We start from the raw sequence: 20,564 nt of genomic DNA, 5'->3' as shown, positions 1-20,564 counted from the left end.
AATTTGCAGATCGGTGCGGAGATTATCGTTCTTGAATGCAGAACTCCAGGCTGGCACCTCACCCTCAAGCGCAACCGGGGCAACGGCGCGCGGGAGGAATGCGGCATGCAGGCAGATGGGGATTTCGACTATATCGTGGTGGGCGCCGGCACCGCCGGCTGCATCATGGCCAACCGCCTCTCCGCCGATGGCCGCCACCGCGTGCTGCTGCTGGAAGCCGGCGGCGATGACAATTGGATCTGGTTCCACATCCCGGTGGGCTATCTCTTCGCCATCGGCAATCCCCGTGCCGACTGGATGTTCCGCACCGTGGCCGAGCCAGGGCTTAACGGGCGCGCGCTCGCCTATCCGCGCGGCAAGGTGATCGGCGGCTGCTCGGCCATCAATGCCATGATCTCCATGCGTGGCCAGGCGGCGGATTATGACCATTGGCGCCAGCTGGGTCTGCCCGGCTGGGGCTGGGACGACGCGCTTGCCGCCTTCAAGCGCCTGGAGGACCATTTCCTCGGCGCGAGCGACATTCACGGCGCGGGCGGCGGCTGGCGTATCGAGGCGCCGCGCATCAGCTGGGCGGTGCTGGACGCGGTGGCGCGGGCGGCGGGCGAACTGGGCATCCGGTCCGTGCCGGACTTCAACACCGGCGACAATGAAGGCGTCGGCTATTTCCACGTCAACCAGAAGCGCGGCCGGCGCTGGTCCTCGGCGCGCGGCTTCCTGAAACCCGCATTGTCGCGCCCGAACCTGCGCCTTGAGACCGGCGTGACGGTGAAACGGCTCATCCTCGAGAATGGCCGCGCCGTGGGCGTGCGCTACCGGGCCAATGGCGCGGTGATGGAGGCGCGGACCAAGGGCGAGGTGATCCTGTGCGCGGGCGCCATCGGCTCGCCCCAAGTGCTCCAGCGCTCCGGCATCGGCCCGGGCGAGTGGCTGGCCCCCTTGGGCATCGAGGTGAAGGCTGATCGGCCGGGGGTGGGGCGCAATCTGCAGGACCATCTCCAGCAGCGGGCCATCTACAAGGTCCAGGGCATCCGCACCCTGAACGAGACCTATTATTCCCTGCCCCGCCGTGCCCTCATGGGCCTCGATTATGCCCTGCGCCGGCGCGGGCCCTTGACCATGGCGCCGTCCCAGCTCGGCATCTTCACCCGCTCCGATCCCCACCAGGAGCGGGCGAACATCCAGTTCCACGTGCAGCCGCTCTCCCTGGACAAGTTCGGCGAACCGCTGCACCGCTTCCCCGCCATCACGGTGGCCGCCTGCAACCTGCGGCCCACCTCGCGCGGCACCGTGCGCATCCCCTCGGCGGAAGTCGACGCGGCGCCGGTCATCGCGCCCAATTATCTCTCCACGGACGAGGACCGGCAGGTGGCGGCCGATGCCATCCGCGTCACCCGCCGCCTCATGCGCCAGAGCGCGCTCGCCCCCTATCGGCCCGAGGAATACCTGCCCGGTCCTGCCGTGGGCGATGACGATGCCGCGCTCGCCAAGGCGGCCGGCGACATCGGCACCACCATCTTTCATCCCGTGGGCACGGCGAAGATGGGGCTCGCCTCCGATCCGATGGCGGTGGTGGATGCGCGGCTGAAGGTGTTCGGCGTCGAGGGGCTGCGGGTGGTAGATGCCTCCATCATGCCCACCATCACTTCGGGCAACACCAACACCCCCACCGCCATGATCGCAGAGCAGGGCGCGCGGCTGATCCTTGAGGATGCGCGCTGAAGCCTACTTCTCCGGAGTCAGGCGCACCAGGGCGCCATCGGCGGCATCGGTGAGCACATAGACCGCCCCGTCCTGGCCCACCGCCACGTCACGGATGCGCCAGCGGCCCTGCAGGTAGCGGGCCTCACCCGTCACCTTCTGCCCATCGAGCGTGAGGCGCACCAGCGCCTTGCCGGCCAGCGCCCCGACGAGGATGCTGCCGCGCCAGGTGGGGAAGACGTCGCCCTCATAGAAGGCCATGCCGCTCGGGGCGATCACCGGGTCCCAGTAATAAAGGGGCTGCTCCATGCCGGCCTTGGCGGTGAGCCCCTGCCCGATGGGCTGGCCGCTATAATCCTCGCCATAGGTGATGACCGGCCAGCCATAATTGCGCCCCGCCTCCGGCCGGTTCAGTTCGTCGCCGCCGCGCGGGCCATGCTCCACCAGCCAGAGCGCGCCATCCGGGCCGAGGGTCGCCGACTGCACGTTGCGGTGGCCATAGGACCAGATTTCCGGCCGGCCATCGGGGATCTTCGGATTGCCCGGCGCCGGTCCGCCATCGGGATTGATGCGCAGCACCTTGCCGAGATCAGTGGTGACATCCTGCGCCAGCTGGCGCGGCTGCGGCAAAGAACGCTCGCCCACGGTGACGAAGAGCGCGCCCTCCCGGTCGAACACCAACCTTGAGCCGAAATGCATCGTGGAGCGCCAGGCCGGCTGCTGCTGGAAGATCACCCGCACATCTGACAGGGCCGTGCCGTCCGACGAAAGGGTTCCGGTCGCCACCGCCGTGGCATTGGCCCCCTCCCCGCGCGGCTCGGCGAAGCTCCACCAGACGCGCCGGGTGCGGTCAAAATCCGCGCGCACGGCCACGTCCAGCAGGCCGCCTTGGCCGCGGGAATCCACGGGCGGCAGGCCGGAAATGGGCGGGGAAACCGTGCCATCCGGCCGCACCAGCCGCATACGGCCGACGCGCTCGGTCACAAGCCAGGAGCCATCCGGCAGCTGGGCCATGCCCCAGGGCCGCTCAAGTCCTTCAGCCACCACAGAGGTGCGAAGCTCGATCTTGTCCGCGATCACCGGCGCCCGGGTCTGGCCGGGAAAGGCGGGCTTCTGGCTGGGCACGTTGGGCGGGGCGGCGTTAAAATCCTGCGCCAGGGCCGGCCCGCTCAGGAGAAGGCCCGCCAGAAGCAGGAGGCGCCACGCCGCTCCGCCCGTCCGTTTCGCCATGCCAAACATCTGCCTCTCCCCGGATCGCGCGCACGCATGATGCACCAACGCCGGAGCGGGGGCAGGCGTTTCCGCGCGGCGTCCGGTTCAAGAATGCGCGCTTTGCACCTGTGGCCGATGCTCGATCCAGGCGGCAAGGGCGGGCGGCACGCCGCGCGCAGGCTTGGCACCGGGCCGGGCGAAGCGGCCGGCGGAAGCAGGTCGCGGATTGAGCCGGGCCAGCAAGGTCGCCTGCCCCACGGCCGCGTCGAGCGGGTCCACCAGCGGCACGGGCACCCGGTCCGCCACGCGAGAGGCCAGGCCCGTGAGCGGAGCACCGGCCAGGATCACCGTGTCCGCCTTATTCTCATGCACCGCCCGGCAGGCAAGCGCCACCAGCTCGTCCTCCAGCTCGTGCTGCACATTTTCCACCGAGCGGAAGGCGACATCGGGCACCAATATGCCGGCGCAGCGGGAGTCCAGGCGCGAGAGGGCGACGGAATCCTCGTACCAGGCGGTCAGCGCATGGGAGAAGGTAACGATGGCAAAGCGCGGGCCGAGCATGCAGGCGGTCAGCATGGCCGCTTCCGCCATGGCGGTGATGGGCACATCGAACAATTCCCGCGCCGGGATGAGGCCGGGATCGCCATAGGCGCCGATCACGATGGCATCCATGCCCGCCTTGTGGCGAGCGATGAGGTCGAGCGTGGTGGTGCCGGCCACCTGCGCCTCGCCGCGGCTCGCGATATAGGGCACGCCCTCCTCCGCCGTGAGGGGCACCAGTTCCACGTCCGGCGCCAAGGCGCGGCGGGCGCTGGCCGCCATCTTCTCGGTCATGCCGGCGGAGGTGTTGGGGTTGATCATCAGGATGCGCATGGGTCAGCCCGCCTTTGCCCGCTGCCACAGATTTTCGATGGCGATGGCGGCTTCCCGCCGGATGGCGTCCGCATCCACCCGCGTGGGTCGGCCATCCTCCACCACGACGTCGCCATCCACCGCCACCAGTTCAACGTCCCGCCCGTGGGCCACATGAACGAGATTGCCGAGCGCATTGGTGCGTGGGGTCAGATGGGGCCGGCGGAAGTCGAAGGCGACGAAATCCGCCTTCTTGCCCACTTCGATGGAGCCGATCTCATCCTCCAGCCCCATGGCGCGGGCCCCCGCCATCGTGGCCATCTCGAACACGGTGGAAGGCTGCCAGTCCTCGGTGACAGACCCGATCTGGATGCGGCCGACGGCCAGCGCCCAGCGCATCACTTCCACCATGTCCGCATGCATGTTGTCGGTGCCCAGCGTGAGCTTGGCGCCGGCGGCTCGCAGCTTGTGGGTGGGGGCAATGGTGGCGCCGGTGGCATTGCCCTTGGCGATGTGGGCCACATGGATGCCGGCCCGCCCGATGCGGGCAATGTCGCTCTCGCTCACATGGATGCAATGGGCGGCGGTGAGGCGGTCGTTTAGGAGGCCCACCTCCTCCAGCAATTCCGGCGGGCTGATGCCGTCGCGCTCACGGATGCGGGCGACCTCCACCTTGCTTTGGGACAGATGGGTGGTGACACGCAGGCCATTGGCGCGCGCGGCTTCGCCGATGCGCCGCAGGAAGGGTGTGGAGCAGGTATCGGGGGCGTGCGCCGCCAGTTGCACGCCGATCCGGCCGGCGCTCTTGCCCTCGTAGCGGGCGGCAAGATCCAGCGCGTCTTGCAAGGTCCGATCGCCGATGGCGTCCACATGCTCCCAGCGACCCACAGAGACGCCCGAGAAATCCACGTCATGGATGCGCCCGCAAGACCAGACCCGCAGGCCGATCTCGGCCATGGCGGGGGTCACCACATGGGCGTGCACGAAGGTGTCGTTGATGAGGGTGGAGCCGAACAGCAGCGCCTCCAGCGCGCCGAGGCGGGCGATGGCATAGGCCTCTTCCTCGCTCACCATGTGGCCCTGCGGGATGCCCGGCGTATAGGCCGGCGCAAAGCCCAGATCCTCGGCCACGCCCCGCACCATGGAAAGGTTGGCGTGGGTGTGCACGTTCACGAGGCCCGGCGTGATCACCCGCCCCGGCAGGTCCAGGATGCGCCGGGCCGCCGGCGGCGGCGCGCCGGGTCTGGCCGCCTCCAGCAGCGCGAAGCGGCCGCCGGTGATGCCGATGACGGCATTTTCGATCGAATGGTCCGCCGGAGCACCGGTGAGGACCGTGGCGCCGGTGACGACCAGGTCGTAGAGCGGCTCGGCGCCGGAGAGCATTTCGGACATGGGGACCCCGATGGGCTTTAACGGTTCAACACATGGGCGAGGAAGCGCTGCGTCTTCTCCTCGCGCGGGGCGGTGAAGACCGCCTCCGGCGTGCCCTCCTCCACGATATGGCCATCGGCCATGAAGATGAGGCGGTCGGCGACGCGGCGGGCAAAGCCCATTTCGTGGGTGACCACCACCATGGTCATGCCCTCCTTGGCGAGCGTGCCCATCACGTCCAGCACCTCATGCACCAGTTCGGGATCAAGCGCCGAGGTGGGCTCGTCGAACAGAATGAGGCGCGGCTCCATGGCCAGCGCCCGGGCAATGGCCACGCGCTGCTGCTGGCCGCCGGAAAGCTGGGAGGGTCGCTTGTGGAGATGGTCGGAGAGGCTCACGCGCGCCAGCTGCTCGGCGGCGCGGGCCCTGGCGACCGCGGCGGAGACGCCCAGCACCTTGCGCGGGCCGATGGCCACGTTCTCCAGCGCGGTGAGATGGGGAAACAGGTTGAAGCGCTGGAACACGAAGCCGAAACGGCTGCGCTGAAGCGCCAGGCGCGCCTCGGGCAAGGGCTGCCAGCGGGCCGCCTCGCCCACATAGGCCCCGCCAATGGGCTCGCCTTGAAGCTCGATCTGCCCGGCGCTCGGCGTCTCCAAATAGTTCAGGCAGCGCAGAACCGTGGTCTTGCCCGAGCCAGAGGGACCGATCAGCACCAAAGTCTGGCCCGCCATCACGTCGAACGAGATGCCCTTGAGGATCTCCCGCTCGCCGAAGGTCTTGCGCAGGCCGCGCACGGACAGAAGCGGCTTCTCGTGCACGGTAACCGTGGGGGCGACGTCTTGGATTTCGATCATGACCCTCACCAGGCCGGCAGGCGCCGCTCGATCACCCGCGACATGTAGGAGAGCACGGAGATGATGGCGTAATAATAGAGGGCAAGCAGCGCGAAGATTTCGAGCGGCGCGAAATGGGAGGCGATGATGGCCTGCCCGGAGCGTGTCAGTTCATAGACCGAGATAACCGAGAGCAGCGACGTATTCTTCAACAACGTGATCACGTCATTGGTCAGCGCCGGCACCATGGGGCGGATGGACTGGGGCAAGAGGATGTAGAGGAGGATCTTGTCCTGCGTCATGCCGATGGACTTGGCCGCCTCGGTCTGCCCCTTCTCCACCGCGCCCACCGTGCCGCGCACGATCTCCGACACATAGGCCGCGCAATTGAAGGACAAGGCGATGACGCCCGCCCAGAACTCGCCGAGCCGCAGCCCCATGAGCGGGAGGCCGAAGAAGAAGATGAAGATCTGGATCAGGAGCGGCGTGCCACGGATGAAGTCCACATAGGCCCGCACCAGGAAGCGTGCCCAGGTCCAGCCGCCGAGCGCGATGAGCCCGAGCGCGATGCCGCCGGCGAGGCCGAAGATCGCCGCCAGAGAGGCGATCTTCAGCGTCATCACCGTGCCGACGGCGAGCAGGGGAATGGCCATCTCGACGACGGCCCAGTCAATGGTCATAGGCATCCATCCGCGTCACGGGGGCGGCGGGGACGGGCGCGGTGCCCGTCCCGATCAGCAAGGGTCAGGAGAAGTCGGGGATCTTGTCGGAGAGCTTCATCTGCGTCCCGAACCACTTTTCCTGCAGCTTGTAGATCTCGCCATTGGCCTTGAGTGCGGTGATCCGTTCGTTCAGGAAGTCGATGAGCTGGGTGTCTTCCTTGCGGGTGCCGATGCCCGCCCAGTTGCGCGGACCAATGTCGCGCACGATGACGTACTTGCCGGGGGCGTCCTTAACCACCTGGGTGAGGGTGGCCAGCGAGTTGATGACGCCGTCCACGGAGCCCTGGGCCAGCGCCAGATAGGCGGCGGGGTGGTCGTCATAGGTCTTCACTTCGGAGAAGCCCTTGCCGGTGTCGGCTTTCAGCTTCTCTTCCAGCTTGGTCTTCATCGTATCGCCGGCCGAGCCAAGCTTCACGCCCAGGATCTTGCCGGCCATGCCGTCCAGGTTCTTGATGGTGCTGGCGTCCGAGGCGCGGATAAGCATTTCCTGCGTCGCCTCAGTATAGGGGATGGAATAGCCGACCTTGGCCACGCGCTCCTTGGTGTAGGTGAGCGAGGTCATGATCACATCGAAATTGCCGGCATAGAGGGCGGGGATGACGCCGGCCCAGGCGGTGTCGATGAACTCCACCTTCACGCCCAGCGGGGCGAAGATCTGCTTCGCCAAGTCCACGTCGTAGCCGACGATCTCGCCTTTGTCGCGGAAGGTGAAGGGCCGGTAGGCGGCCTCCACACCCACGCGGACGACGCCCGCCTTCTTGATGTCCTCAAGGGTCAGCGGCCCCGCCTTGGCGGGCGTCAGCGCGCCCGGCAGGAATGTGGCGGCGGCCAGGAGAAGGCCGGACAGCTGGAAAAGACGGCGGCGGGAAACGGGGGTCCCGGAACGGGGGAAGAACATGCGGCTCTCACTTTCCTGAAGACCCCGAAGGGCGGCTAAACCTCTGATCAGATTGCATGCCATCTGATTTAATTCAATATATACAGCAAGTTAGTCCTTATTGGCCAGGTCGCACCTGCCAATTGATTAGGCAGCAACACGCCCAAGGGCGCGCCAATGCACGCGCCGGTGCCGCACACCGCGCGCCCTCAAAACTTCCATTCGCGCGAAAATTCCGCCCCTGCGCCACGGCTTAAGTCAGACGTCGCACAAGCCAGCTTCGCCACGCGCCGATCATCGAGCGCGCCTGAAAGAGCTCAAAGACGCCTGTTATTTGTGCAGATGCGCTGTCACTCAGCGTCGGATACCTCGGCTTCCGCCTGATCCGCTGCCTCGTCCTGCACCACGGCGGCGAGCACCGCGCACACCGTCTCGCCCGTGCGCATCAGGTGGCGCCGCCACACGCGGCCGGCGGTGAGGCCATCGCGGGCGTGAAGGGCCGACATGAGCGCCTCGTGCTCACCCACGGACTCTGCCCACCGTTCGGGATCGATGATGGCCATGTAGCGCCCCCGCCGGGCGCGCAGCATCAAGCTCGCATGGGTGGAGATGAGGATGGGATTGGCCGACAGGCGCACCACCGCGTCATGGATGGCGCTGTTGAGGGCGAAATAGGGGTCTTTTTCCTGCCGCTGGTAATGGTCGAGCATGCGCGCGTGCAGGTCGTCCAGCTCGGCGAGATCGGCGGGCGCCATGCGCGTCACCGCCAGCTCGGCCGCGAGGCTCTCCAACCCGGCAATGACCTCGAACAGGTTCGAGGCCTCGGCCGGCGTAAACGACATGATCCGCGCGCCCTTGTTCTGGGAAATCTCCACCAGCCCTTCCGCTTCCAAGAGCTTCAGGGCTTCCCGCAAAGGCGTCCGCGACACCGCCATGGCCTCGCACAGGCTGCGTTCCACGATGCGCCCGCCGGGAGGCAGTTCGCCGCGGATGATGCGGTCCCGCAGCCGGTCCGCCACCTGGCGCGCGAAGGGGATGCGCCGGGAGAGCCGGGCTTCCCGGCCGGCGGGCCGCGCCGTGGCGGCTTCCTTGTTCTGCCCTCTGGACAATGGTCCGTCACCAGATGTCGTCACCCTGCCATCCATAGCGTGTCCCGCGCATCCCGGGCCAGCCCGGAGCGGGTGTCATCCGCCGTGCTCCACCGGCAGATGCTCGGCCATGAAGCGCTCGAAGCGGGGATCGTCCGCATAGGCCACATTGATGCGCATGGCCGGCCGGTGGGCGCCGCCTTGATGGGCACCCACTTGATGAGCGCCTCCTTGGGGATGAAACACCGCGCCGGGCGCCAGAAGAATGCCGCGCTTGGCCGCCGCGCGGGACAGCGCGGCGTCATCGAGCCCATCCGGCAGTTCGCACCACAGATAGAAGCCCCCGCCCGGCGGGCCGAACATGGGCAGGCCCAGCCGGCCCAAGGTCGCCTGGGCGGCGGCGGTGGCGGCATCCACCCGCCAGCGCAGGCGCTTGAGATGGCGGCGATACTGGCCGGACGTGATGAGGTCGTGGACGATGCGCTCCACATAGCCGGAGCTGTTCACCGAGGTGACCATCTTGAGCGCGCCGAGCCGCTCGATGAGCCGGGGCGCGGCCACCACATAGCCGCAGCGCAGGCTGGCCGAGAGGGTTTTCGCCAGCGTGCCCACATAGATCACCCGCTCCAGCTGGTCGAGGGCGGCCAGGCGCGGGCGGGCGGCGGGCAGGATGTCGGCGAAAGGATCGCTCTCCACGATCACCACATCATGGCGCGCCGCCACCTGGAGCACCCGGAAGGCACTGGCGGGGGTGAGCGAGCAGCCGGTGGGATTGTGGGCCAGGGACTGCGTAAAGAAGAGTTTCGCCCCGCTTTCCACGATGGCCTGCTCCAGCGCCCCCACATCCGGGCCTTCGGGTGTGCGGGGCACGCCGATCATGCGGGCCTTGGCGAGGCGCAGCTTGCCGAAGAGCGGATAATAGCCGGGGCTGTCCACGAGCACGGCGTCGTCGGGCTCCACCAGTGTGCGGATGATGAGGTCGAGGGCGTGGTTGGCGCCCTGGGTGATCAGCACCTGGGCGGGATCGCCCGCGATCGCCCGCTCCGCCAGCAGCGCGGCAATGGCCTCGCGCAGCAAAGGAAAGCCGAACGGGCTGCCATAGCTTGCCGGAAAGGGACGGCTGCCGGGACGGTTGATGGGTTTTAGATACCGCCCGACCTCCGAGCCCTCCATCCAGGAGGGCGGCGGGCGGCCATCGCCCACGCGCACATCATAGTGCTGCTCCAGCTGCTCGCGCAGCAGCCAGACGCTGTCCACCGCCTCCACCACCGCGGGGCGGGTGGGCACGGCGGGGGCCGGGCGCGGGGTGCCCAGCACATAGAAGCCGGAGCCGGGGCGGGCCTCGATGCGGCCTGATGCGGCAAGCCTTTCATAGGCCTCAACAAGCGTGTTGCGCGACACGCCAAAGGCCGAGAAGGCGGAGCGGATGGAGGGCAGGCGCTCCCCGGGGCGCATCTGGCCCCGGTCGATGCGCTCGGTGAGCGCGCGCACGATGGCACCCACCCGCGAGGGCGCCTCTGCAGTCTGTGCGTCTGTCTCGGCAACCGTACCCATGATCTGAAGGGTACGGCGTCGGCGTTTCCGACGCAAAGTGTTCCTTGCCGTACCGGCGGGGTCAGCGGAAAGTCGCGGCAACGGGTCGCCCTGGAGCGGCCGGACAAGGATCAGGGATGAAACGCTCGCGACGCGCCGCCTCCGGCGCGCACCGTGTTGTCGCGCGCCCTCATGTCCGCCGCCCTGCGCCCGCACGGATCACAAGGAAGGCCCAGAATGACGTCCGCCACCGGCTCCAACCGCTCCTCCCGCATCGCCGGTTTCCACAAGAAGTCCCCCCGCGAGCGGCTCGATCTGGTGGCCGCCTTCGCCGGCCTTTCCGACGCCCAGGTGGCGCACCTGGACAATATGGGCAATCTGGACCCGGTGCTGGCCGACAAGCTGATCGAGAATGTGATCGGCACCATGAACGTGCCGGTGGGGGTCGCCACCAACATGAAGGTGGACGGGGAGGACGTGCTCATCCCCATGGCCACCGAGGAATCCTCCGTGGTGGCCGCTGTGTGCAATGCCGCCCGGCAGAATTACGAGACCGGCTTTGCCACCTCCGTCTCCGGCAATCTCATGATCGCCCAGGTCCAGGCGGTGGACGTGAAGGACCCCCATGCGGCGCGGCTGCGCATCCTGGAGAAGCGCGAGGAGATCAAGGCCGCGTGCGATGCCTGCGACCCCGTCCTGGTCAATCTGGGCGGCGGCTTCCGCGACCTGGAGGTGCGCCTGCTCGACACCCCCACGGGCACCATGGTGGTGACGCACCTCATCGTGGACACCCGCGACGCCATGGGCGCCAATGCGGTGAACACCATGGCCGAAAAACTCGCCCCCGCCATTGCGAGTTGGGCGCGCGGCAAGGTCTATCTGCGCATCCTCTCCAACCTCGCCGACCGGCGCCTTGCCCGCGCCCATGCGGTGTGGCGGACCGCCGACATTGGCGGGGAAGAGGTGCGCGACGGCATCATCAGCGCCTACCAGTTCGCCGCCGCCGATCCCTATCGCGCCGCCACTCATAACAAGGGCATCATGAACGGCATTTCCGCCGTGGTGCTGGCCACCGGCAACGACACCCGCGCGGTGGAAGCCGGCGCCCATGCCTATGCCGCCCGTTCCGGCCGCTACACCTCGCTGACCACCTATGAGGTGAATGCGGACGGCGACCTCTCCGCCGCCATCGAGCTGCCGCTGGCGGTGGGCCTCATCGGCGGGGCCACCAAGGTGCACCCCACGGCCCGCGCCAGCCTTGCCATTCTCGGCGTCACCACCGCCGAGCGCCTTGCCCGCATCATCGCGGCAGTGGGTCTCGCGCAGAATTTCTCGGCGCTCAAAGCGCTGGCCACTACCGGCATCCAGAAGGGCCACATGGCGCTCCACGCCCAGAACATCGCCATGATGGCGGGGGCCGTGGGCGAGGAGATCGACACCGTCGCCCGCATACTGGTGGAGCGCGCGAGCGTGCGCATGGACGTGGCCGAGAAAGTGCTCAAGGAAGTGCGCGGCGCCTGAGCCGCGCGAAACCGTCAACAAGAACACGTAAGGGAGAAGACCATGCTCAGGAAGACCACGCTCGCGCTCGCCGCGGGCGCCGCCCTCCTCGCCGCTGCCGCCGCGCCGGCGGGAGCGGAGATCCCCAACAACAAGATCCGCCTCGGCGTGCTCACCGACCTGTCGGGCTTTGCCTCCGATTCCACGGGCATGGGCTCGGTGGTGGCGGCGCGCCTCGCCGCCGAGGACTTCAAGAAGGAAAAGCCCGGCCTCGACGTGGAGGTGATCTCGCAGGATCACCAGAACAAGCCGGACATCGGCTCGGCCACCGCCCGCAAATGGGTCTCCGAGGGCCAGGTGGATGCCATCCTGGACGTGCCCTTTTCCTCCGTCGCGCTGGCGGTGCAGGAAGCGGTGCGCGGCTCGAAGGTGGCGTTCATCGCCTCAGGCCCCGGCACGGCGCTGCTGACCGGCGAGAAGTGCTCGCCCAACACCGTCCACTGGACCTATGACACCTGGGCGCTGGCCCATGGCACCGCTTTGGCGCTGCTGAAGCAGAAGAAGGACACCTGGTTCTTCATCACCGCCGACTATGCCTTCGGCCATGCGCTGGAGGCCGACGCCATGGCGGTGGTGAAGGCGGAAGGCGGCAAGGTGCTGGGGCAGGTCCGCCACCCCACCAATACCTCGGACTTCTCCTCCTTCCTGGTGCAGGCGCAGGCGAGCGGCGCCAAGGTGGTGGCGCTGGCCAATGCGGTGGGCGACACCATCAATTCGGTGAAGCAGGCCTCCGAGTTCGGCCTCACCTCCGGCGGGCAGAGCCTTGCCGCCTTGCTGATGCAGCTCACCGACGTGCATTCGGTTGGCCTTGCCACGGCCAAGGGCCTGTTCCTGACCGAAGGCTTCTACTGGAACATGAATGACGGCACCCGCGCCTTCGCCGACCGCTTCGCGGCGCAGATGAACGGCCGCCGCCCCACCGCCAACCAGGCGGGCGTCTATTCCGGCGCGCTCCACTATTTGCGCGCCGCCGCCGCCGCCAATTCCACCGACGGCCAGACGGTGGTGGCCAAGATGAAGGAGATGCCCTCCGACGATCCGCTGTTCGGCAAGGGCGAGGTGCGTGCCGATGGCCGGCACATCCACAACATGTACCTCTTCCAGGTGAAGACCCCCGCCGAATCCAAGGGCCCGTGGGACTATTACAATCTCATCGAGACCATCCCCGCCAAGGAGGCCTTCCGTCCGCTGGCCGAGGGCAACTGCCCCATGGTCGCCGCCAAGAAGTGAGGCTTTAAGTCGGGTTCGCCTGACTCCTGCGCACGAGTCGATGCCCGCGGCCTTCCCCGGCCGCGGGCTTCTTTCGTTGGGGAACGCAGGCGTGAAGAGCGCGGCGCGGCGATGATGATAGAAAGGGCGTCCCTCCTCCGCAGGGCCGCCGTGCGCGGCTCTCGTCCCATCGCCAAGGCCGCGCCCATCTCGCGGGCGCCACCTTCTTCCCCAGCGGTGACGCCATGACCACTCATCCCGCTCCCCTCCCCGCCCCCGGCTTCGGGCCAGGATTTTCCGCCCGCAAGATCATCGCCGACGGCATCACGCTCGACGCGGTGGAAGGCGGCGCCGGGCCGCTGGTGGTGCTGATGGCCGGGTGGCCGCAAAGCCTCCTGGCCTGGCGCAAGGTGCTGCCAACGCTGGCGCGGGACTTCCGCGTGCTGGCTTTCGACCCGCCCAATCTCGGCACCAGCGAGGCCTCCCGGAAGGGCGGCGACACCGCCGCCATGGCGGGCTATGTGGATGCCCTGCTCGATGCCATCGGCGCGGACAAGGTGCTGCTGGTGGGGCACGATATCGGCGCCTGGATCGGCTATGCCTATGCCGCCCGCTATCCTCAGCGCGTGACACGCCTCGCCTTGATGGACGCGGCCATTCCCGGCCTCACCCCGCACGAGGCCTATGGGTTCAATCCCGTGACCGCGCACAAGGTCTGGCACTTTCCGTTCAACTTCGTGCCGGGGCTCGCCGAACGCCTGGTGGTGGGCCGCGAGCGCGATCTGCTGACCTGGCTGTTCGAGACAAAGCCGGTCAACTTCAAGGCCACGTTCGAGCCGGAGGTGATCGAGGCCTATGTGGCCGCTTATTCCGCCCCCGGCCGCTGGATCGCGGGGCTCGACTATTACCGCGCCATCTTCGAGAGCGCGGCGCAGAACGAGGAAAGCGGCCGCACGCCCTTGCCCATGCCGGTGCTGGCCATTGGCGGGGATTACGGAATCGGCGGCGCCATGGTGAAGGCCCTCGAACCGGCGACCACGACCCTCGCCTCCGTGGTCATCCCCCAATGCGGGCATTATGTGCCCGAGGAGCGGCCGGCCGAATTGCTGGCCGCCCTGGTGCCCTTCCTCAAGGGGGAATGAGCCTCACCGCCAGAGCGGCGTGAAGCGGGTGTCATGGCCGGCGGCGGTGGCGATGCGGGCGGCGGTGCGCTCCGCCTCCTCCACCACGGCGCCATAGCCGGGACCGGCGCGGAACGCGCCGTCCCGGTACGCCACCTGCCCGTTCACCACTACCGCCTTGGCATCCGAGCCATGGCCAGCGGAGACGAAGGTGGACAGGGGACGGTTCAGCGTGCCCACATGGGGCCGGCGCATGTCGAAGATGGCGATGTCCGCGCGCTTGCCCGCCTCCAGCGAACCCAGTTCCGCCTCCAGGCCGAGCGCGCGGGCGCCGTTGATGGTGGCCATTTCCAGCGTGCGTTCCACCGGCATGAGGGTGGGGTCCAGGTGCCGCACATGCTGCATGAGCGTGCACACCTTCATCTGCTCGATCATGTCGACGGAATAGTCCACCATGGGCCCGTCCGTGCCCAGCGCCGTGTTCACCCCCGCCGCCCGCGCCTTGGCGAAGGGCGCGATGCCGCCGCCGCGCATGGCCTCGGAACTGGGCGTATAGACGAAATGTGCGCCCACATGCGCCATCTGGGCGATGTCCGTGTCGGTCACATGGATGCCGTGGATGAGCAGCCAGTGATGATCGAGGACGCCCAGTTCCATCAGATATTGCACGTCCGTGCGCCCCGTGGCGCGCAGATGCTTCAGGAAGCCTTTGTCCAAAGAGAGCGTGCCACCGGCGATGTGGGTGGAGATGCGCAGGTCCTGCTCGCGCGCCAGCTCATGGCCTGCGCGCACGAGGGCATCCGTGCTCATGCCGGCGGAGATCCAATGGGCGGCGGCCTCCACCACCATGGCCATGCGGATCAGCCCGTCCTGCGCCCCATGCCAGGTGGAGAGCAGGTCGCGAAAGGCGGCAAGCGACTGGTCGAGGCTCAACGGATGGTTGGGATTGCCCGGCGTGCGGCAGCGCAATTCCTTGGCGAACACCTGCCGCAGGCCCAGTTCGCTCGGGCCGCCCAGAATGGCCTCCACCATGGAGGGGCTGGTGGTGGTGACGGAATGGTTGAGGAAGGTGGTGGTGCCGGTGGCCAGCATCTCCATGGCATCGAGCCGGGCGGCAAGGCCCATGGCTTCATCATCCAGGTGCCGGACCAAAGGGAAGACGAAATCGGTGATCCAGTCTTCCAGCAGATAGCCATCGGCCAGGCCCTTGAAGAGTGTGTACCAGTGGTGCTGGTGCATGTTGATGAGGCCGGGAAGCACCAGGCAGCCCTCCGCCTCGATCACCTCCCGCGCGCCCAGCGCCGCCTCGGGCAGGTCGGACATGTCCCCGACGCTCAGGATGCGGGTGCCCTCGCACCAGACATAGCCGTGGGGATGGACGGCACGGGCGCCGTCCACGGTGACCACATGGCCGTTGCGGACGAGGAGGCTCACGCGGGCGTCCCCACGACCTTGCCTTCGGGCAGGGCGACGATCATGTCCAATTCCACCCGCGCGCCGGGGGAGGAAAGCTGGTTGATGCAGATCATCGTGGAAGCCGGACGCCAGCCATTGAAATAGGGGCGCATCACCGCATGCATGCCGTCGGCGTCGCGGATATCGGTGAGATATTTCGTCACCTTCACCACGTCGGAAAAGCCTGCCCCCACGGTGTCCAGGATGGACTTGATGCATTCCATGGCGCGGCGGGTCTGTTCGCCAATGTCGTTGGAATGGTCGTGCTCCCCTTCCACATGGGGATGCTGGTGGTAGAGGTCGGACGCGGTGGCGCCGGAGATGAACATGAGGTTGCACGCGCCCACGATCTGCACCGCCGGGGCATAAGGCATCATATAGGCCTTCTCCGGCTCGGGATGGACGGCATGAAGCTGCGGCTTGGTGTCGGACATGAAACGATCCTCCGAAGGAATGGGGGTCTTGGTCGGCCTATTGAGCGCGCCACAGGCCGAGGCGGGCGTCGATGGCGTCCTGGCCCTTGGACATGACGATGCCGAGCAGCGCGAGCACCACCAGCACCGCGAAGACCAGCTCGGTGTCCAGCAGCTGGCCGGCGATGAAGAGGCGGGCGCCCAGCCCGTCCTTGGCGATCACCATTTCCGCCGCCACCACCAGGATGATGGAAATGCCGAGCCCGATGCGGATGCCGGCGAAGATGGAGGGAATGGCGCTGGGGATCAGCACCCGCAGCACGATCTGCCGCGTGCTGGCGCCCAGGTCCCGCGCCGCGAGGACCAGGCCCTGGTCGCACTGGGTCACGCCCACCACCGTGTTGATGACGATGGGAAAGAAGGCGCCCATGAAGCTGATGGTGAGCATGAAGGGACCGCCGGTGCCGAGCCAGATCACGAGGAGCGGGATCAGCGTCACCTTGGGCAGCGGATAGAGCGCGGCGATCAGCATGTCCGCCATGGCCTGAATGGGCCGGGAAATGGCCATCCACACGCCCAGCAGCACGCCGGTGACGAGGGCGATGAAGAAGCCGGCGAAGATGCGGTAGAGGGTGAGGCCAAGATCCACCGTCAGGCCCTGATGGACCAATTGGTCCCACAACACCGCGAGAATGCCGCTCGGGCGCGGCAGATAGAGCGGGGAAATGCCGGCCTTGTAGACCACCCCTTCCCACACCAGCAGCAGGGCGATGAGGAAGCTCCAGCCCACCACCCTTTGGTCGTCCAAGAGGCCGCGCAGGCGGCTTGAGAAGGTGGGGCGGGCGGGCACGGCGGGGGCCGGTCGGGCGGCAGTGGTCTCGCTCACTGGCCGCCCCCCGATTCCGCCATGGCGCGCACCACTTCGTCCTTCAGCAATTCGTAGATGTCCTCGAACAGGGCGACGGCAGCCGGCGCCTTCATGTCGGCCAGGGTCCGGGGCTTGGCGAGGGGCACGTCGAGGGCGCGCACGATGCGGCCGGGGCGGGACGACATGACGAACACGGTGTCGCCGAGCATGATCGCCTCCTCGATGGAATGGGTGACGAGCACAACCGTGCAGCCGGTGGCGGCGACGATGCCGGCCACCTGCTCCTGGAGCACCAGGCGGGTCTGGGCATCGAGGGCGCCGAAGGGCTCGTCGAGGAGCAGGATGTCCGGCTTCATCACCAGTGCGCGGGCGATGCCCACGCGCTGGCGCATGCCGCCGGAGAGTTGGCGGGGATACTTGTCCTCGAAGCCCCGCAAATCCACCGCCGCCAGCGCCTCGCGGGCGGCGGCATGGCGCTCCGCCCGTTTCACGCCGGCCACCGACAGGCCGAAGGCCACGTTGTCCAGCACCGACAGCCAGGGGAAGAGGTTGAAGCTCTGCCAGACGGTGGCCATCACCGGGGCCGGCACGGAATGGCCGGTGCGCCGGTCCACATAGCGCACCTCGCCCTCGGTGGGGGCGACGAAGCCCCGCGCGATCTGGAGCATGGTGCTCTTGCCGCAGCCGGAGGGGCCGATGATGGCGGTGACCTTCCCGGCCTCGAAGACGCCGTTCAGATTGTCGAGCGCCACCACCGGGTCGCGGCCCTTGGCGCCCCAGGCGAGCCGCACCTGGCGGAAGGCGATGGCCACCGCCGAGGCGGCGCGCGCGGCAAGGGTCATGTGAAGGGGTTCCCGGTCTTGAGCATCTTGGCGGCTTCTTCCGCCGCGCTGAGATCCATCAGCACATCCTGCTTGGGCACCGGGCCGCCGATGAGCTTCATGGTGTCCACCCAGAAGCTGGCCTGGCGCATCACGGAGGCCACGTCCGGCATGCCGTCCGGGTCGTAGCCGGTCCAGCGGGGCGCGGCCTTCTCGATGAGGGGGGCGGGAATGTTGGTGGCGGCGGCAAGGATCTTGATGATCTCCGGGTCTTTGCTGGTCTCGGCGGCGGTGAAGATGCGGGCGGCATGGATATGGGCCATGGAGAAGGCGACCGCCGCCTTGCGATTGGCCTCCAGGAACTTGGTGGGCATGGCCCAGCAGGCGAGCTGCGCGCCCGGCTCGATGTCGGCACCGGTGCCGATGATGTGGCCGACCTTGTTGGTCTCGGCGAGGAAGGCGAGCGGCACCGGGCATTGGGCGGCGTCGGTGACGCCGGTGCCGAGGCTCTTGATGATGTCGGGATAGGTCAGGCCGCTGGAATAGGTCGCCCCCGTGCGCGGATCGAGGCCCGCTTTCTGGAGCCCCCGCGCCAGCAGGTAATTGTCGATGCCCCCCGGCGCCTGCATGGAGAAGCGCGCGCCCTTCAGCAGCGCGAACTTGTCGACGCCAGTGACGCCGGCCTCGTACATCTTGTTGGAGACCAGGATGGTGGTGGAGCCGAAGCCCGGCTTCTCGCCGCCCCGATCCAGCATGAGCTTGTAATTGGCGCCCTTGGCCACCGCATTGATGAGGCCGGCATTGATGGTGGCGACCGTCACGTCCAGTTCGCCGGCGACCAATGCGGGGATGGCGAGGGCGCCGTCCGCAAAGGTGCGGAATTCCACCTCCAGGCCGACCTTCTGGAAGAAGCCCATGGCGGCGGCGATGAAGACCGGGCCGGAGGAGATGAGGGGCACCACGCCCACCCGCATCTTGGTCAGGCCTTGCGCGCGCAGCACCGACGGCATGGCAAGAGCCGCACCCGCAGTGGCGGTTGACAGGAGAAAACGGCGCCGGTTGAGCGGAAAGCGAGGTGACATGGGACCTCCGGTCAGTTCGCAATCGAGGCGCTGGGAAATTGCAATCGATTGCACAATCCCATTCCTCCAATCAAATTCCGTGCCAGAACTGAACACTTGCTTCCGCTGGACTTGTCACCGGCCGGGAACGACGAATGCCTCCCTCTTGGGCATCCGACCTGCCTTCTTAGGCAGCAGCCACGACAACGGAGGGCGGCGCCGCCAGATCGAGCAGGCGCTGCTCCAAGAGCCCGTCCGCCGACGTCTGCCGGGCGGCGGCGCGCGCCAAGGCCGGCCCATCCGCATATCGGATGCGCTCTTCCAGGCTGCCGTCCAACGCCTCGCACGACCAGCTCCGCGCGCCAGAGCGCAGACGCACCGGCCGCAGGGCCTTCAAAGCGGCGCGCGCGGCCGCCGGGTCGACGCCCGCCGGAAGGGGATAGAGGAGCCGCACTTCGATCGGCCCCGCCGCATCGGCACCGTCCGGCAGCACCCGCGAGCGCTCCTGGGCCACCGGCACCTTGGCGGTGATGCGCAGGCCATAGGCGGCCAAGGTCGCCACGCACAGGCAGCCGGCCGCCACCCCATAAGCTCCGCCAACCCCCAGCCGGTCGGCCCACAGCCCCGCCAGGAAGCTGCCCACCGCAATGGAGCCGAACACCGCGATCAGATAGACCGCGCTCCCCCGCGCCCGGATCCAGGGCGCAAGACGCAGCTGGGCCGCCAGATGGATGGAGGAAAAGGAAATCAGCCAGCAGAAGCCCAGCACGCCATAGAGCAGCACCAGCACGGTGAAGACCGGCACCAGAGGCACCAGCGCCAGGGCCACCGCCGCCGCCAGCCCGGCGCCCAGCATCAGGCCGTCGAGATCGAAGCGGGCGCGCAGGCGCTTCAAGAGCAGCGCCGCCAGCACGGCGCCCAAGCCCGCCGCGCCCACCAGGACGCCCAGAAGCAGGCCGGTGCCGGCGAACCATTCATGCACCACCACCGGCGCCAGCGCCCAGAAGGTGCTGGCGAACAGGAAGAAGGCGACGCCCCGCAGTGCCACGCGCTGCAGGCCGCCGTCATGGGTCGCATAGGCTAGGCCCGCCCGCACGGCGGAGCCAAGGCTCTCCTTCGGCGTCACGGGATGGCGGGGCGCCAGGAAGACGAAGGTGCAGCCCACCGCCGCGAACAGCATCGCATTGAACAGAAAGGCCGCCGGCGCACCCGCCACCGCCAGGATCACCCCCGACAGGAGCGGACCGATGGAGCGCGCCACATTGATGCCGAGGCTGTTCAGCGCCAACGCACCGGGCAGGCGCGGCAGGTCCACCAGTTCGGGCGTGATGGCCTGCCAGGTGGGCGCGAAGGCGGCATTGGCGCAGCCGTTCAGGAAGGACGCGGCCAGCAGCAGAGCGGGGGGCGCCGCATCGAGCCCCACTGCCAGGGCCACCAGAAGCGAGGCGACCGACAGGAGGAAGGCCGTGGCCTGGAGCACGCGGCGCCGCTCCACCAGATCCGCCAGGGCACCGGCCGGCAGGGCGCACAGGAAGAAGGGCAGCGAGGAGGCCGTCTGCGCCAAGGCGACGAGGCTGCGGCTGGCCCCGCCCGAGGCCAGCAGCCAGCCGGCGGCGACATCATGCACCAGGAGCCCGCTCTGGAACGCCACCATGGCCACCCAAAGGGGCAGAAAAAGCCGCCGGTAGCGCGACGCGCCGTCATCCAGAATGGCAGCAGCGGGGGAAGAGGCACCCATGGGCACGAAGCTCCGGCGGACGATCCGGCGGCGGGAAGGCGCGGCGCCCCCTCGGCGTGGATCGCAATCTGCCCTAGCCTAGGCAGTCTGGACAGTTTGTGCAATCGGTTGCATTCTCCTTCCCTAACCGTG

18 protein-coding genes are annotated in these 20,564 nt (G+C 68.0%); 4 read left to right on the top strand and 14 right to left on the bottom strand.

All coding sequences use genetic code 11. From position 1 onward, the window contains the following. The first annotated feature begins 105 nt into the window (after positions 1-105). Positions 106-1,719 (top strand): GMC family oxidoreductase, encoded by a 1,614-nt coding sequence (locus PV781_RS12760; RefSeq protein ID WP_274776004.1) that lies wholly within the window; start codon positions 106-108, stop codon positions 1,717-1,719. A 3-nt stretch (positions 1,720-1,722) separates the two neighbouring features. Here PV781_RS12760 and PV781_RS12755 read toward each other — a convergent pair whose 3' ends face one another. The 8 genes from PV781_RS12755 to PV781_RS12720 form a co-directional block, all read right to left on the bottom strand. Next, positions 1,723-2,928: a PQQ-dependent sugar dehydrogenase gene (locus tag PV781_RS12755; protein WP_274776003.1), complete on the bottom strand. Its 1,206-nt coding sequence runs from the start codon at positions 2,926-2,928 to the stop codon at positions 1,723-1,725. Positions 2,929-3,015: 87 nt separating this feature from the next. Further along, positions 3,016-3,783, bottom strand: a complete 768-nt coding sequence (locus PV781_RS12750) for an aspartate/glutamate racemase family protein (RefSeq protein WP_274776002.1) — start codon at positions 3,781-3,783, stop codon at positions 3,016-3,018. Positions 3,784-3,786: 3 nt separating this feature from the next. Further along, the gene (locus PV781_RS12745; protein ID WP_274776001.1) at positions 3,787-5,154 is read right to left on the bottom strand and encodes an amidohydrolase family protein; all 1,368 of its coding nucleotides are present in this window, start codon (positions 5,152-5,154) and stop codon (positions 3,787-3,789) included. 17 nt (positions 5,155-5,171) lie between these two features. Continuing rightward, complete coding sequence (locus PV781_RS12740) at positions 5,172-5,987, bottom strand: amino acid ABC transporter ATP-binding protein (RefSeq protein ID WP_274776000.1); 816 nt, start codon at positions 5,985-5,987, stop codon at positions 5,172-5,174. Between the two features lie 5 nt (positions 5,988-5,992). After that, complete coding sequence (locus tag PV781_RS12735; protein ID WP_274775999.1) at positions 5,993-6,646, bottom strand: amino acid ABC transporter permease; 654 nt, start codon at positions 6,644-6,646, stop codon at positions 5,993-5,995. Positions 6,647-6,710: 64 nt separating this feature from the next. Continuing rightward, complete coding sequence (locus PV781_RS12730; RefSeq protein ID WP_274775998.1) at positions 6,711-7,586, bottom strand: transporter substrate-binding domain-containing protein; 876 nt, start codon at positions 7,584-7,586, stop codon at positions 6,711-6,713. A 329-nt stretch (positions 7,587-7,915) separates the two neighbouring features. Beyond that, positions 7,916-8,698 (bottom strand): GntR family transcriptional regulator, encoded by a 783-nt coding sequence (locus PV781_RS12725; RefSeq protein ID WP_274775997.1) that lies wholly within the window; start codon positions 8,696-8,698, stop codon positions 7,916-7,918. A 51-nt stretch (positions 8,699-8,749) separates the two neighbouring features. Further along, positions 8,750-10,207, bottom strand: coding sequence for an aminotransferase-like domain-containing protein (locus tag PV781_RS12720; RefSeq protein WP_274775996.1), 1,458 nt, complete (start codon positions 10,205-10,207; stop codon positions 8,750-8,752). A 216-nt stretch (positions 10,208-10,423) separates the two neighbouring features. Here PV781_RS12720 and PV781_RS12715 point away from each other — a divergent pair, with 216 nt between their 5' ends. The 3 genes from PV781_RS12715 (at position 10,424) to PV781_RS12705 (ending at position 14,097) form a co-directional block, all read left to right on the top strand. After that, on the top strand, positions 10,424-11,707 hold the full coding sequence (locus PV781_RS12715; protein WP_274775995.1) for a hydroxymethylglutaryl-CoA reductase, degradative: 1,284 nt from the start codon (positions 10,424-10,426) through the stop codon (positions 11,705-11,707). 42 nt (positions 11,708-11,749) lie between these two features. Then, positions 11,750-12,976, top strand: a complete 1,227-nt coding sequence (locus PV781_RS12710) for an ABC transporter substrate-binding protein (protein ID WP_209099348.1) — start codon at positions 11,750-11,752, stop codon at positions 12,974-12,976. Positions 12,977-13,200: 224 nt separating this feature from the next. Continuing rightward, positions 13,201-14,097, top strand: a complete 897-nt coding sequence (locus PV781_RS12705; RefSeq protein ID WP_274775994.1) for an alpha/beta fold hydrolase — start codon at positions 13,201-13,203, stop codon at positions 14,095-14,097. Positions 14,098-14,100: 3 nt separating this feature from the next. On the opposite strand, the gene PV781_RS12700 is transcribed toward PV781_RS12705, so the two are convergent. The 6 genes from PV781_RS12700 to PV781_RS12675 all read right to left on the bottom strand — a co-directional run bounded on the left by PV781_RS12700 (position 14,101) and on the right by PV781_RS12675 (position 20,432). Beyond that, a complete protein-coding gene (locus PV781_RS12700) occupies positions 14,101-15,510 on the bottom strand; it encodes an amidohydrolase family protein (protein ID WP_274775993.1) in 1,410 nt (469 codons plus the stop codon). Continuing rightward, on the bottom strand, positions 15,507-15,965 hold the full coding sequence (locus PV781_RS12695; protein ID WP_274775992.1) for a RidA family protein: 459 nt from the start codon (positions 15,963-15,965) through the stop codon (positions 15,507-15,509). The genes PV781_RS12700 and PV781_RS12695 overlap by 4 nt, the downstream gene beginning before the upstream one ends. Positions 15,966-16,002: 37 nt before the next feature. Then, complete coding sequence (locus tag PV781_RS12690) at positions 16,003-16,830, bottom strand: ABC transporter permease (protein WP_274775991.1); 828 nt, start codon at positions 16,828-16,830, stop codon at positions 16,003-16,005. After that, positions 16,827-17,654 (bottom strand): ABC transporter ATP-binding protein, encoded by an 828-nt coding sequence (locus tag PV781_RS12685; protein ID WP_274775990.1) that lies wholly within the window; start codon positions 17,652-17,654, stop codon positions 16,827-16,829. The genes PV781_RS12690 and PV781_RS12685 overlap by 4 nt, the downstream gene beginning before the upstream one ends. Continuing rightward, on the bottom strand, positions 17,651-18,715 hold the full coding sequence (locus PV781_RS12680; protein ID WP_274775989.1) for an ABC transporter substrate-binding protein: 1,065 nt from the start codon (positions 18,713-18,715) through the stop codon (positions 17,651-17,653). The genes PV781_RS12685 and PV781_RS12680 overlap by 4 nt, the downstream gene beginning before the upstream one ends. 166 nt (positions 18,716-18,881) lie before the next feature. Further along, positions 18,882-20,432, bottom strand: a complete 1,551-nt coding sequence (locus PV781_RS12675) for an MFS transporter (protein ID WP_274775988.1) — start codon at positions 20,430-20,432, stop codon at positions 18,882-18,884. Between the last annotated feature and the right edge of the window lie 132 nt (positions 20,433-20,564).

The organism is Aquabacter sediminis (assembly GCF_028863665.1).
Lineage (GTDB): Bacteria > Pseudomonadota > Alphaproteobacteria > Rhizobiales > Xanthobacteraceae > L1I39.
Note: the sequence above shows the minus strand (reverse complement) of the source record. Positions and strands in the feature narration are given on the sequence as shown.

Coding starts and splice junctions, on each gene's coding strand:
- PV781_RS12735 (WP_274775999.1), bottom strand. CDS start 6,646: ATGACCATTGACTGGGCCGTCGTCGAGATGGCCATTCCCCTGCTCGCC.
- PV781_RS12680 (WP_274775989.1), bottom strand. CDS start 18,715: ATGTCACCTCGCTTTCCGCTCAACCGGCGCCGTTTTCTCCTGTCAACC.
- PV781_RS12685 (WP_274775990.1), bottom strand. CDS start 17,654: ATGACCCTTGCCGCGCGCGCCGCCTCGGCGGTGGCCATCGCCTTCCGC.
- PV781_RS12730 (WP_274775998.1), bottom strand. CDS start 7,586: ATGTTCTTCCCCCGTTCCGGGACCCCCGTTTCCCGCCGCCGTCTTTTC.
- PV781_RS12720 (WP_274775996.1), bottom strand. CDS start 10,207: ATGGGTACGGTTGCCGAGACAGACGCACAGACTGCAGAGGCGCCCTCG.
- PV781_RS12695 (WP_274775992.1), bottom strand. CDS start 15,965: ATGTCCGACACCAAGCCGCAGCTTCATGCCGTCCATCCCGAGCCGGAG.
- PV781_RS12760 (WP_274776004.1), top strand. CDS start 106: ATGCAGGCAGATGGGGATTTCGACTATATCGTGGTGGGCGCCGGCACC.
- PV781_RS12710 (WP_209099348.1), top strand. CDS start 11,750: ATGCTCAGGAAGACCACGCTCGCGCTCGCCGCGGGCGCCGCCCTCCTC.
- PV781_RS12750 (WP_274776002.1), bottom strand. CDS start 3,783: ATGCGCATCCTGATGATCAACCCCAACACCTCCGCCGGCATGACCGAG.
- PV781_RS12755 (WP_274776003.1), bottom strand. CDS start 2,928: ATGGCGAAACGGACGGGCGGAGCGGCGTGGCGCCTCCTGCTTCTGGCG.
- PV781_RS12675 (WP_274775988.1), bottom strand. CDS start 20,432: ATGGGTGCCTCTTCCCCCGCTGCTGCCATTCTGGATGACGGCGCGTCG.
- PV781_RS12740 (WP_274776000.1), bottom strand. CDS start 5,987: ATGATCGAAATCCAAGACGTCGCCCCCACGGTTACCGTGCACGAGAAG.
- PV781_RS12745 (WP_274776001.1), bottom strand. CDS start 5,154: ATGTCCGAAATGCTCTCCGGCGCCGAGCCGCTCTACGACCTGGTCGTC.
- PV781_RS12705 (WP_274775994.1), top strand. CDS start 13,201: ATGACCACTCATCCCGCTCCCCTCCCCGCCCCCGGCTTCGGGCCAGGA.
- PV781_RS12715 (WP_274775995.1), top strand. CDS start 10,424: ATGACGTCCGCCACCGGCTCCAACCGCTCCTCCCGCATCGCCGGTTTC.